13 protein-coding genes are annotated in these 12,185 nt (G+C 73.3%); 10 read left to right on the top strand and 3 right to left on the bottom strand.

The features are described from left to right. Positions 1–18 precede the first annotated feature (18 nt). Genes ACIPEQ_RS02285 through csrA form a run of 10 tightly spaced genes read left to right on the top strand, consistent with a single transcriptional unit; the run spans position 19 to position 8,610 of the window. Positions 19–900, top strand: coding sequence for a flagellar motor switch protein FliM (locus tag ACIPEQ_RS02285; protein ID WP_402713803.1), 882 nt, complete (start codon positions 19–21; stop codon positions 898–900). Further along, positions 897–1,604: a flagellar motor switch protein FliN gene (gene fliN / locus ACIPEQ_RS02280; RefSeq protein WP_126891868.1), complete on the top strand. Its 708-nt coding sequence runs from the start codon at positions 897–899 to the stop codon at positions 1,602–1,604. Before ACIPEQ_RS02285 ends, fliN begins: the two co-directional genes overlap by 4 nt. Positions 1,605–1,607: 3 nt before the next feature. Then, complete coding sequence (locus tag ACIPEQ_RS02275) at positions 1,608–2,201, top strand: FliO/MopB family protein (protein WP_402713801.1); 594 nt, start codon at positions 1,608–1,610, stop codon at positions 2,199–2,201. Then, entirely contained in the window at positions 2,198–3,022 is an 825-nt protein-coding gene (fliP, locus tag ACIPEQ_RS02270) for a flagellar type III secretion system pore protein FliP (RefSeq protein ID WP_209677058.1), read from the top strand. Before ACIPEQ_RS02275 ends, fliP begins: the two co-directional genes overlap by 4 nt. After that, complete coding sequence (locus ACIPEQ_RS02265; protein ID WP_354027170.1) at positions 3,022–3,294, top strand: flagellar biosynthetic protein FliQ; 273 nt, start codon at positions 3,022–3,024, stop codon at positions 3,292–3,294. Before fliP ends, ACIPEQ_RS02265 begins: the two co-directional genes overlap by 1 nt. A gap of 2 nt (positions 3,295–3,296) precedes the next feature. After that, on the top strand, positions 3,297–4,073 hold the full coding sequence (locus ACIPEQ_RS02260) for a flagellar biosynthetic protein FliR (RefSeq protein ID WP_402713799.1): 777 nt from the start codon (positions 3,297–3,299) through the stop codon (positions 4,071–4,073). A gap of 6 nt (positions 4,074–4,079) precedes the next feature. Continuing rightward, positions 4,080–5,270 (top strand): flagellar biosynthesis protein FlhB, encoded by a 1,191-nt coding sequence (locus tag ACIPEQ_RS02255; protein ID WP_402713797.1) that lies wholly within the window; start codon positions 4,080–4,082, stop codon positions 5,268–5,270. Next, on the top strand, positions 5,267–7,321 hold the full coding sequence (locus ACIPEQ_RS02250) for a flagellar biosynthesis protein FlhA (protein ID WP_402713795.1): 2,055 nt from the start codon (positions 5,267–5,269) through the stop codon (positions 7,319–7,321). Before ACIPEQ_RS02255 ends, ACIPEQ_RS02250 begins: the two co-directional genes overlap by 4 nt. Continuing rightward, on the top strand, positions 7,296–8,333 hold the full coding sequence (locus ACIPEQ_RS02245; protein WP_402713793.1) for a hypothetical protein: 1,038 nt from the start codon (positions 7,296–7,298) through the stop codon (positions 8,331–8,333). Before ACIPEQ_RS02250 ends, ACIPEQ_RS02245 begins: the two co-directional genes overlap by 26 nt. A gap of 4 nt (positions 8,334–8,337) precedes the next feature. Beyond that, positions 8,338–8,610: a carbon storage regulator CsrA gene (gene csrA, locus ACIPEQ_RS02240; protein WP_402713791.1), complete on the top strand. Its 273-nt coding sequence runs from the start codon at positions 8,338–8,340 to the stop codon at positions 8,608–8,610. Between the two features lie 86 nt (positions 8,611–8,696). Here csrA and ACIPEQ_RS02235 read toward each other — a convergent pair whose 3' ends face one another. The 3 genes from ACIPEQ_RS02235 to ACIPEQ_RS02225 all read right to left on the bottom strand — a co-directional run bounded on the left by ACIPEQ_RS02235 (position 8,697) and on the right by ACIPEQ_RS02225 (position 12,019). Continuing rightward, entirely contained in the window at positions 8,697–9,260 is a 564-nt protein-coding gene (locus tag ACIPEQ_RS02235; protein WP_402713789.1) for a hypothetical protein, read from the bottom strand. Continuing rightward, a complete protein-coding gene (locus ACIPEQ_RS02230; RefSeq protein WP_402713788.1) occupies positions 9,257–9,850 on the bottom strand; it encodes a DNA-binding protein in 594 nt (197 codons plus the stop codon). The genes ACIPEQ_RS02235 and ACIPEQ_RS02230 overlap by 4 nt, the downstream gene beginning before the upstream one ends. Before the next feature lie 69 nt (positions 9,851–9,919). Then, positions 9,920–12,019 carry an acyl-CoA dehydrogenase gene (locus ACIPEQ_RS02225; protein ID WP_402713787.1) on the bottom strand — a complete coding sequence of 700 codons (2,100 nt, stop codon included), beginning with the start codon at positions 12,017–12,019 and terminating at the stop codon, positions 9,920–9,922. Positions 12,020–12,185 lie beyond the last annotated feature (166 nt).

The following is a 12,185-nucleotide window of genomic DNA, read 5'->3' as shown; positions in this document are numbered from 1 at the left end:
CGGCCGACAGACGCACCCGTGACCGAGACCCTGCCCGCGCCCGAGGTGTACGACTTCGCGCGCCCGTCGACGCTCGCCCGCGAGCACGCACGGGTCCTCGAGCTCGCCTTCGAGACGTTCGCGCGGCAGTGGGGCACGCAGCTCACCGCGAAGGTGCGCGCGGTCAGCCAGGTCACCTGCGAGCAGGTCTCGATGACGACGTACGACGAGTACGCCGCGTCCCTGCCGGCGCTGACCGGCATGGTCCTGCTGCCGATCGCCGACACGGCACCGAAGGGTGTGCTCCAGGTCCCGCTCGACGCCGCACTCACGTGGGTGTCGCACGCCCTCGGCGCCTCGAAGCCGCTGCCGACCCCAGAGCGCACCTTCACGCCGATCGAGCAGGCCCTGGTGCGGAAGATCGTCGAGGACGCCCTCGACGACCTCCGCTACTCGTTCGGCGGGCTCCTCGCGCACGAGGTCACGACCGGCGGGTTCCAGTTCAACAGCCAGTTCGCCCAGGCCGCGCAGAAGGGCGACCTGATGATCGTCGCCGCGTTCTCGATCCGGGTCGGCGACCGGGTCGCGCCCGGCACGCTCGCGCTGCCCGCCGAGGCGGTGCTGCCGCAGCTCGGGGAGGACGCGACGAGCGTCTCGGCCGCCGACGCCCGCGCCCTGCTCGACGCCCAGCTCGCGAGCGTCCCGGTCGGCGTCAGCCTGCACTTCGCGCCCGCCGCCGTGCTGCCCACGCAGGTGCTCCGGCTGGCCGTCGGCGACGTCCTGCCGCTGCCGCACCCGCAGCACCGCCCCCTCACCATCGCGGTCGACGGCGAACCCGTCGGCACCGCCGCCGTCGGCGCGAACGGCTCGCGCCTGGCCGGCATCGTCGTCACCACCACCGATCCGGAGCAGCACGCATGAGCGCCACCACCACCCTCCACGCCACCGCGGCCGAGTCGCTCGCGGCGCAGCTCCCGACGGCCGCACCCCTGACCGCCCTGCCCCTGCCGGGAGGCGCGACCCCGGTCGTCCTCGAGGCGGCGGTCGACGGCGTGGTCGCGTCCTTCGTCGGCGGGCTCTCCGCGGACCTCGCGCTGGTCCTCACCGACCTCGGTTCCGTCGTCGCCGCCGGCGGCGCGGACGCCGGCCTGGTCGACGTCACCGACGTGCTGCGCCCGTCGCTCGAGGCCGCGGCCTCCGTGCTCGGCGTCGGCGTGCTCGGGGACGCCCGCCGCGAGTCGGCCGCGTCGCTGTTCGCGGACCCGGAGACGGTCGTGTTCGAGCTCACCGCGGGCGGGGTCCCCGGCGGGTGGTTCGGTCTGCGCGTCCGCGAGAACGGCACGGTCTCGGCTCCGGTCGCCGCCGGCGCGGTCCCCGCCGGGAACCTCGGCCGCATCAACAACGTGGAGATGACCCTGACGGTCGAGATCGGCCGGACCCGGATGTCGGTGCGCGACGTGCTCGGCATGGAGCCCGGTGCCGTGGTCGAGCTCGACCGCAGTGCCGGTGCCCCCGCCGACGTCCTGCTCAACGGCCGGCTGATCGCCCACGGCGAGGTCGTCGTGGTCGACCAGGACTACGCGGTCCGCATCACGAAGATCCTCGACGTCGCCGAGACGGTCTGAGCCGTGGACACCCTCTGGATGGCCCTCCGGGTCGCCGTGTCGCTCGGCGTGGTGCTCGCCCTGATGTGGGTGCTGCACCGCCGTGCGACGAAGGGCGGGCTCGGAGCCGCGACGAAGGCGCGGGGACGTCGCTCCGCCGCGGTCGAGGTCGTCGGTCGCCAGGGGATCGGCGGCAAGGCGAGCGTCGTGGTCGTCGACGTCGACGGGGAGCGTCTCGTGCTCGGCGTGTCCGAGCAGAGCGTCTCGCTGCTCCGCAGCGGCCCGACCCCTGCACCGGAGCTCACCATCGTCACCGGACCGGTCGTCCTGCCCACGGAGCCGCGCGCGCCGGCGCCGGCCACGACCGCCGACCGGTTCCGTGCGGAACTCGAGCGGCAGGACCACGCGACCACGGGCCTCCCGGCCGACACCGCGTCGGGCACCGCGACGGGTACCGCGTCGAGCTCCACGGCGCCGCTCCCGATGCGGCCCCGCGGCAGCGCCCGCCGGCCCGCACGTGCCGTCGTGCCGACCGCGCAGCAGCTCCAGGGGTCCGTGCTCTCCGCCGACACGTGGCGGCAGGCCGCGGCCGCGCTCCGAGGCCGGCGGGCCGGGTGACGGCCGCGCTCCGGACCGGCCGCACCGCCACCCTCGTCGTCCTCGGGCTGGCGACGGTCGCCGGGCTCGTCCTCCTCACCACCACCGGCGCGCACGCCGCCGGTGTCACCGGCCCGACCGCGCCGGCCACCCCGACGGCGCCCGCGAGCGGTGACTTCAGCGTCAGCGTGAACGGCCCTGACGGCACCCCGTCGTCGGCGATCGTCACGCTGCTCGGCATCACGCTGCTCAGCGTCGCGCCGGCGCTGCTGCTCATGATGACGTCGTTCACGAAGATCTTCGTGGTGCTCGCGATGACCCGGAACGCGCTCGGGCTGCAGGGCATCCCGCCGAACCAGGTGATCGCCGGGCTCGCGCTCTTCCTGTCCCTGTTCGTGATGGCCCCGGTGCTCGGCCACATCAACGACGACGCCCTGCAGCCCTACCTCGCCGGGCACATCGACTTCGCGAAGGCGGTCGAGGTCGGCACGAAGCCGCTGCGGACGTTCATGCTGCACCAGACGCGCGAGGAGGACGTCGCGCTCATCACCCGGGCCGCCGGTCAGGCGAACCCGAAGGACCTCGATGCCGTGCCGATGACGACCGTCATCCCGGCGTTCGTGATCTCCGAGCTCCGCAGCGCCTTCATCATCGGGTTCGTCATCTTCGTCCCGTTCCTCGTCATCGACCTGGTCGTCTCTGCCGCGCTCATGTCGATGGGCATGATGATGCTGCCGCCGGTGATGATCTCGCTGCCGTTCAAGATCCTGCTGTTCGTCCTCGTCGACGGGTGGGGGCTCATCATCACGTCCCTCATCGAGAGCTACCAGGTGGTGCACTGATGAACCAGCAGGCGGTCATCGACCTGGTCCTCCAGGCGCTCGTGGTCGCGGGCAAGCTCGCGGCCCCCGTGCTCGTGACGTCGCTCGTCGTCGGCTTCGCGATCTCGCTCTTCCAGTCGGTGACGCAGATCCAGGAGGTCACGCTCTCGTTCGTGCCGAAGGCCGTCGCCGTCGCGATCGCGCTGGTCGTCTGCGGCAACTGGATGATCGCCGAGATGATCGCGTTCACCCACGTCGCGTTCGACATGATCCCGAAGCTCCTCGGGACGTAGCCGTGGACCTCGCCATCGACGCCGACCAGCTCGAAGCCACCATGCTCGCCGGGGTCCGACTCGTCGCCTTCCTCGTGATCGCGCCGCCGTTCGCGTACAAGGCGTTCCCCGGGACGGTGAAGGTGATCCTCGGGCTCGGCCTGGCGATCGGCGTCGCACCGCGGGTCGGTCTCGGGTACACCGCGCTCGACACCGGCGGGTTCCTGCTCGCCCTGCTCACCCAGCTGCTCGTCGGCCTCGGGCTCGGCTTCCTCGTGTACCTCGTGTTCGCCGCGGTGCAGTCGGCCGGTGGGCTCATCGACCTGTTCGGCGGCTTCACCCTGGCGCAGGCGTACGACCCGCAGTCCCAGGTGAACGGCGCACAGTTCACCCGGTTGTTCCAGATGGCGTCCCTCGCGCTGCTCTTCGCGAGCGGGGGCTACCAGCTCATCGTGGCCGGGCTCGTCCGGTCCTTCGACGCGGTGCCCCTGGTCGCGGCGGACGGGTCCCCGGGCACCTTCGCGATCGGTGGCTTCGCCTCGGTCCTGGTGCACGCCGCATCGCAGATGTTCCTCGCGGCGCTGCAGATCGCGGGGCCGCTCGTCGTCGTGCTCTTCCTGGCCGACGTCGGGCTCGGGCTCCTCACCCGCGTGGCACCGGCGCTCAACGCGTTCCAGATGGGCTTCCCGATCAAGATCGGGCTCACCGTGATCTTCGCCGGTGCGCTCTTCATGGCCCTGCCGGCCGTCGTGTCGTCGCTCACCGGCGACGCCGTCGCCGCGATCACCGGGCGGGGGTGAGGCGACGTGTCCGACGGAGGGAGCGGTGAACGCTCCGAGAAGGCCACCCAGAAGCGGATGCAGGAGGTGCACCGCAAGGGGCAGCTCGGCCGGTCGCAGGACCTCGGTGCCTGGGTGGGCATCGCGACGGCGGCGCTGGTCATGCCCGCCGCGATCGGCAACGCCGCCGGGGCGGGGGAGCAGCAGCTCCGTGCCGTGCAGCACGTCATCGCCGACCCGACGATCCCGGCGGTCCGGCAGGCACTGGCCGACGCGCTCGGGTCCGTCGCCGCGACCGTCGGCCCGATGCTCGCCGTCGTCGCGGTCGCCGTCGCCGCGGTGTCCGTCGCGCAGGGTGGCGTGCACTTCCGCCGGATGGCCCCGCAGCCCGACCACTTCGACCCGGTCGCCGGGGTCAAGCGGGTGTTCGGCGTGCAGGCACTCTGGAACGGCGTGAAGGCGCTGCTCAAGACCGCCGTCGTCGGGCTCGTCCTCTGGTTCGCCGTGCAGTCGCTCGTGCCCGTCCTCATGACGAGCGGTTCGCTGCCGCTGTCGTCCGTCCTCGACGCGGCGAAGGAGGGCACCGGGACCCTGCTCCGCGCCGCCGTCGCCGCCGGGCTCCTGCTCGCCGCGGTCGACGTCCTCGTCGTCGTGCGCCGCAACCGGAAGCGCACGATGATGACCAAGCAGGAGGTCAAGGACGAGTCGAAGCGCACCGACGGCGACCCGCTCGTCAAGGGCCAGCGTCGATCCCGCCAGCTCGCGATGAGCCGCAACCGGATGATCGCCGCGGTCGGGGACGCCGACGTCGTCATGACCAACCCCACGCACTACGCGGTCGCGCTGCGCTACGAGCCGGGGAAGTCCGCGCCCCGGGTGGTCGCGAAGGGCGCCGGGCCCGTCGCCGACGTCATCCGGTCCACCGCCGAGGCGTCCCGCGTCCCGATCGTCCGCGACGTCCCGCTGACCCGGGCACTGCACGCCGCGTGCGAGCTCGGGCAGGAGGTCCCCGTCGACCTCTACACCCCGGTCGCCCGGGTGCTCTCGTTCGTCATGGCGCTCAAGTCCCGCGGTGCCGCAGCCGGGACGCACGCCGCGCCGACGCCGACCACCGCCGACGAGGTCGCGACCGTCCTCGACCCCACCACGCTCAGCGGCGACGCCCGACCACGGCGCCTCCGCACCCGTCCGTCCACCACCGAAGGGGCACCCGCATGAACCGCAAGGACCTGCCCAAGCTCGCCGTCCCGGTCTTCATCGTCGGCATCGTCCTGCTGCTGATCCTGCCCGTGCCGTCGTTCCTGCTCGACGTGCTCATCATCCTGAACATCCTGCTGGCGCTGGTGATCCTGCTCACGACGCTGTTCGTGAAGAAGCCGCTCGACTTCTCGGTGTTCCCGTCGCTGCTCCTCGTCGCGACGCTGTTCCGGCTGGGGCTCAACGTCGCCTCGACGCGCCTGGTGCTCGGCGAGGGCTTCGCCGGTGACGTCATCCAGGCGTTCGGCCACGTCGCGGTGTCCGGCTCGATCATCATCGGCGCCGTCGTCTTCCTCATCCTCGTCGTCATCCAGTTCGTCGTCGTGACGAAGGGTGCCGAGCGCGTCGCCGAGGTCGGTGCACGGTTCACCCTCGACGCCATGCCCGGCAAGCAGATGGCGATCGACGCCGACCTGAACGCCGGGCTCATCACGGACGCCGAGGCGAAGGAGCGCCGTGCGGCGGTCTCCGCCGAGGCCGACTTCTACGGCGCGATGGACGGCGCGTCGAAGTTCGTCAAGGGCGACGCGATCGCCGGCATCCTCATCCTCGTCATCAACATGCTCGGCGGGGTCGCGATCGGCATGCTGCAGAACGGGCTGTCGGTCACCGACGCGCTGTCGAAGTACGGCATCCTCACGATCGGCGACGGCCTGGTCTCGCAGATCCCCGCGCTGCTCATGGCGGTGTCCACGGGCATGATCGTCACCCGGTCGGGCGCGGAGACCGAGATCGGCGCCTCGGCCACCACGCAGCTGACGCAGTCGCGGAACGCGCTGATGATCGCCGGTGCTGCCGCGATCGCGATGGGCTTCATCCCGGGCATGCCGGTCATCCCGTTCCTGCTCATCGGCGCCGGACTGCTGTTCGCCGGTTGGCGGCTCTCGCGGCAGGCGGCGCAGCAGGCGGCAGCGGTCGAGCAGCAGCAGGCGCTCGAGGCCGCGGCGCCGTCGTCGGACAGTCCGGAGGACCTGCTCGAGCAGATGCGCGTGCACGCGCTCGAGATCCTGCTCGCCCCGGACCTGGTCGACATGGTGTCCGGGTCCTCCGACGACCTGCTCGGTCGGGTACGTGCGCTGCGCCGGAAGATCGCGGTCGACATGGGCATCGTCGTCCCGCCCGTCCGGACCCGGGACAGCATCGAGCTGCCGCCGTCGACCTACGCGATCCGCATCGCCGGCGTCGAGGCCGGGCGGGGCACCGCACCCTCCCGCAGCGTGCTCGCCCTGGGCGACCAGCTCGACGGGCTCCCGGGCACCGCGACGGTCGAGCCGGTGTTCGGGCTCGCCGGCAAGTGGGTCCCCGCCGAGCTCCGGCACGCCGCCGAGATGACCGGCGCGACCGTCATCGACCGCGTGTCCGTGCTCGTCACGCACCTGCAGGCCGTGATCGGCGACAACGCCGCACGACTGCTCACCCGCGAGGACGTCAAGGTGCTCACCGACGGTGTCAAGCAGGTGAACCCCGCCGCGGTCGAGGAGCTCGTCCCCGGCATGCTGTCCCTCGCCGAGGTCCAGCGCGTGCTCCAGGGCCTGCTCGCCGAGCGCGTGCCGATCAACGACCTCGGGCGCATCTGCGAGGCGCTGACCCTGCGTGCGAAGGTGTCGACCGACCCCGAGGGGCTCGTCGAGGCCGCGCGCGCCGCCCTCGGCCCGGCCCTGCCCGCACGCCACGCCGAGGCCGGCACGCTCCGCGTCATCATGATCGACCCGCTGCTCGAGCAGTCGATGCTCGAGGGGCTGCGACCGTCCGAGCAGGGCACCCAGATCGTGCTCGACGCGCACCGCATCGAGCAGGTCCTCGGTTCCCTCCGCGACGCCGTGCGCAGCGTCGAGGAGCAGGGGCTGTCCGCCGTGCTCGTCTGCGCTCCGCAGCTCCGGCCGGCCGTGCACCGCATGGTGTCCGCGCAGGCGAACGGCCTGCCCGTGCTCTCCTACCAGGAGGCCACGGCCGCGGGCTCCACCATCGAGACCGTGGGGGTGGTCCGTGCCGCCGACCCGATCGCTGCGTAGCGGCCCCACGCTCGAGGCGGTCCGCGACGCCGTCCGTGCCGAGTTCGGCGCCGGCGCACGGATCGTCTCGGCGGAGCGCGTGTCCACCCCCGGCATCGGCGGGCTCTTCCGCCGCGCCCACGTCGAGGCCGTCGTCGAGGTGCCCGACCCGCTCGACCCGCCGACCGCACGGGTCGCCATCGCCGACGGCCCCGTGACCCGGATCGGCATCGCCGCGCTCCTCGCCGACGCGGAGGCCGCGGAGGCGCGCATCGCCGCCGGTGACGGCACCGCCTCGACGCGGGCGGACGCGTTCGCCTCCGTGCTCGACGGCTTCGCGGCGGACGGCATCAGCGCGGGACCCGCCGGGACGGGCGCCGCCGTGACGGGCGCCACCGCGGCCGGCGCCCCGCGCCCCGGCCGCGCCGGTACGGACCCGACACCCGTCGACGGAGCCGGGTCGCGCCTCCAGGACGTCACGTCGCTCACCGTGCCGGGACCGGACGAGGCCCCGGGCCGTCCGGGAGGCACGCTGCCGGTCACGGGACCGGCTCCCGTCGCCCCGGTGGTCACCGTGCTCCCCGGCGTGGCCACCACGTCCGCGCCGACGACCGTCGCTCCGGTGCTGCCGGTCCCGGCGGTGCGCTCGGCCGACGGGGACCTCGTGCTGCTCGTCGGACGACCGGGCGACGTCGACGCGGCGGCCGGCGTGTTCGCCGGACGGTACGGGTTGCGCGCGACCGACGCCGCCGACCGGCGGTCCGGGATCCTCGCGCGAGCCGAGGGCGTCCGGAACGGGTACGCCCTGCTCGGCGTGTCGGCGTGGGACGACGCGGCGACGGTCGAGGGGCTCGCAGCCGACCAGGTGTGGGTCGTGGTGGACGTCGGGCGGAAGACCGAGGACTCGCGGGCCGTGGTGCTCGCCGTCGCCGGTCGGGTGCCCGTCGCGGGCGTGGTCGCGATCGGCGCGCGGGAGACCGCCACGCCGGAGTCCGTGCACCGTCTGGGGCTGCCGGTGGTGTCGCTAGGCTGACGGGGTGCTGGTACTCACGCGGAAGGTCGGGGAGCGGATCCTCATCGGTGACGACGTCGTCATCACGGTCCTCGACAGCCGCGGGGACGGGGTCCGGATCGGCATCGACGCACCGCGCGGGGTCAAGATCCAGCGCGAGGAGGTCGTCCGCGCCGTGATCGAGGCGAACGCCGAGGCTGCTGCTGCTGCGGCCCCCGCCTCCGAGGGCAGCGACGACGCCGAGGCGCGCCTGCGGGCCGCGCTCGGTGATCTGCGACGGGCGCCCGAGCAGGGCTGAGCACGCCGGGCTCGCGGGTGCGCGGGCGGGTGCGGGCTGCGGGCGTGGGCACGTCGGTGCCTGAGCCATTGCCTGTGCCTGAGCCGTCAGGCGGGCAGGCCGATCGCGGTCCAGGCGGCGAGCCCGGCCCAGCAGGTGCTCGTGAGCGTCCCGACGATGAAGCGTTCCCGCGCCTCGGCGGAGTCGAGCTCCGAGAAGCGACCGAGGCCCTTCACCGCGACGACGGCCGCGACGATCTCGAGCCGCCCCACCAGCACCGCGCCGATCACCGCGAAGCGTTCGAGGACCCCGATCGCCGCCCCGCCCCGGAGCACCTCCGGACGGCGTCGCACGACCGCGGGCTCGTCGGCACGCGACACGAGGATCCCGCCGTGCTGTCCCCGCTCGACGCCCTCGCGCATCGCGAAGCCGAGCACCGTCCCGGTGACGGCGCTGCCCGCGAGGACGCCGAGGGCGACCACCGCGGTGGTCCCGAGCACGTGCAGCGCGGTCGACGGGGCGGCCGGCACCACGTCGAGGAGCTCGGCGGCGAGGACGACGGCGACGAGCACGACCGCCGGGACCGCACGGGCGAGCGGTGGGACGCGGTGCACGGCGCTGAGCCCGGCCGCGGCGAGCAGCACGAGTGCTCCGACCAGCCAGAGCGTCATGCCGGGGAGTCCGCTTCGGCCAGGAGCCGCGTGAGCGCCGCGTGCACGGCGTCGTCGGAGCGCAGGTCCGCGGCGAGCCAGCGCTTGGCGACCGCCTGCGGGGTCACGCCGAGCAGCCGGGCAGCCTCGGTCCGCGAGTGGCCGGCGCGCAGCAGGTCGGCGAGCTCCCAGCCCTCCCGGGACCGGCGCTGCCGGGCGCGGACGGTCTGCGCGACGAGGGGTTCGACGTCGGCGGTACCGAGCCGGCGACCCGGGGCGACCTCGAGCGCCAGGTGCTCGGGGGCCTCCTTGGCCCGGTCGACGGCCGCACGCGCCTGCACGAAGGCGTCGCCGCGCGCCGCACGCGTCGAGGACGGCACCGGCTCCTCGACGTCGCCGACGCCGATCCCGATGCTCCACCCGTCCGTGCGCGCCAGGGCGAAGACGATGTCGAGCAGGGTGCCCGCGTCGTCGAGCAGGAACTGGAACTCGTCGCCGGCGGTGCGCTCCGGCGGCAGCACCACGCGCCCCTCGGACACGGTCCGGACGACGTCGATGGCCTGTTCCACCCGGTCGTCGTCCGAGCGACTGCCCACCTGGTCCACCGTCACCGCGTACATCGCACCTCCGCCATCAACCCTACAAGGTTGATTCCGCCGACATCAACCCTCAGAGGTTGATCACGGACGAGGCTTCTTCTCCTGCTCCGGCAGGCGTCCGGCAGCGGCCTCGGCGGCGAACCACGCTGCCGCCTCCTCCTGACGTGCCCGCTCCTCGCCGAGGGCGATCGGTGCGCGGACGTGCTCGGGAGCGTACCCGAACGACTCGACGAGCTGCGGGACCACCGGGCGGAGACGGGCGACCAGCCGGTCCACGTAGGCCGACACCGCACGGGCACGCTGCGCGGACAGGCGGCCGTGCACCAGGTGCCAGTCGAGGTGCTGCTCCAGGAGCCCGAGCGCGAAGAGGTCGCGCAGCCACACGAGCACCCGCCGGGTGTCACCGGAGGCGACGGACTCGATGGCGTCGGTGAACGCGTCCCACTGCATGAGCTCGGCGTGGGCCTTCGCGGCCTCGATGAGCTCGTGCTGCGAGCGGTTGAGCAGCTTCGCGGCACGCGCCCGGTCCTTGCCGGCGGAGGCGAGGCGCACCCCGATCTCGGACACCATCGTGTCGACACGGCCGGCCAGCAGCGCGCGCTGCGTGCGCGGGTCCTGCAGGTCCGTGACGCTGGCCGCCAGGGAGCCGCGGTCGGCCACCGTCTGCCCGAGGCGTCGGATGCCGGACGCGTCGGCGAGCCTCGTGGCGGCCTGCGCGGCGACGAACCGGGCGGTCGAGGCTGCGTCCCGGGGGGCCTTCGCCCGGAAGTCGGTGAGCAGGCGCTTGCCGACGAGCTGCAGCAGGATCGTGTTGTCGCCCTCGAAGGTGACGTAGACGTCGAGGTCGGCGCGGAGGCCCGTGAGCCGGTTCTCGGCGAGGAACCCCGCGCCGCCGCAGGCTTCGCGGCACTCCTGCAGCGTGTCGAGCGCCGACCAGGTGGACATCGCCTTGAAGGCGGCCGCCTGGGTCTCCAGGTCCTCACGGCGCTGTGGGGTGTCCTCGCGCCCGCTGAAGACGTCGTCGAAGGTCTGCAGGAGCTTCTCGTGCGCGAAGGACTGCGCGAAGACCGTCGCGAGCCGGGGGATCAGCCGGCGCTGGTGGCGGCCGTAGTCGAGCAGCACGCCCTCGTCGCCGCCGCCGGTCGGGAACTGCCGACGCTCGGCGGCGTAGGTCAGCGCGATCTGCAGCGCGATCTTCTGTGCGACCACGGCGGCGCCGTCGAGCGAGACCCGGCCCTGCACGAGCGTGCCGAGCATCGTGAAGAAGCGACGACCGGGCGAGGCGATCGGGGAGCTGTAGGTGCCGTCCTCGGCGACGTCGCCGTACCGGTTCAGCAGGTTCGTGCGGGGGACCCGGACGTGGTCGAACCAGAGGCGACCGTTGTCGATGCCGTTCAGGCCGCCCTTCACGCCGTCGTCCTCGCCGCCGACGCCGGGCAGGAACGCCCCGTCCTCGTCACGGAGCGGCACGTAGAACGCGTGCACGCCGTGGTCGACGCCCTGCGTCACGAGCTTCGCGAACACCACGGCCGCGCGTCCGTGCAGGGCCGCGTTGCCGATGTAGTCCTTCCAGGCCCCGCGGAACGGCGTGTGGACGACGAACTCCTGCGTGTCCGGGTCGTAGGTCGCCGTCGTCGCGATGCTCTGCACGTCCGAGCCGTGCCCGGTCTCGGTCATCGCGAAGCACCCGGGGACGTCGAACCGGATGATGCCCGGCAGGAACTCGCGGTGGTTGCGCTCGGTGCCGAGGTGGTGCACGGCGGACCCGAACAGCCCCCACTGCACGCCGGCCTTGATCTGCAGCGACGGGTCCGCCGTCGTCAGCTCCTCGAACGCGGCGAGGTTGCCGCCGTGGTTCTCCTGGCCGCCGAACTCGGTCGGGTACGGCCGCTGGATCGCGCCGGCGTCGACGAGCACGCGCAGCTGCTCGAGGACGCGCGCGCGGTGCTCCGCGATCGGCTGCCCCTCGATCTTGTGCAGCCCGGGATCGCGGGACAGGCGCCGGGAGATGCGGCGGTCCTCGGCCCAGCGTCCGAGCAGGAGCTCCCCGAGCAGCGTCGTGTCGATCCGGACGTCGGTGTCCGTACCGCCCGTCGGGGTGCCCGCTGCCGGGTCGCCCGTGGCGTCGGCGTTCGGGGCCTCGGTCGTCGAGGTGGGGCGTGCGGGTGCGGTGTCGACCATGGGGGAGCCTTCCTGAACTGCTCTGTCCGTGTTGCACTCGACACGGTAGGCACCTCGGCCGAGTGTTGGTCGAACGCCGTGCGGGCGCACAACGGCCACCAGCCGAGCGGGATCGTGGTGGTGGGAATCCTCCAAGACCCGGCCCCGGAAGTTTGTACGCGCCCCG

It is taken from the genome of Curtobacterium sp. NPDC087080 (assembly GCF_044745105.1).
Lineage (GTDB): Bacteria > Actinomycetota > Actinomycetes > Actinomycetales > Microbacteriaceae > Curtobacterium.
Note: the sequence above shows the minus strand (reverse complement) of the source record. Positions and strands in the feature narration are given on the sequence as shown.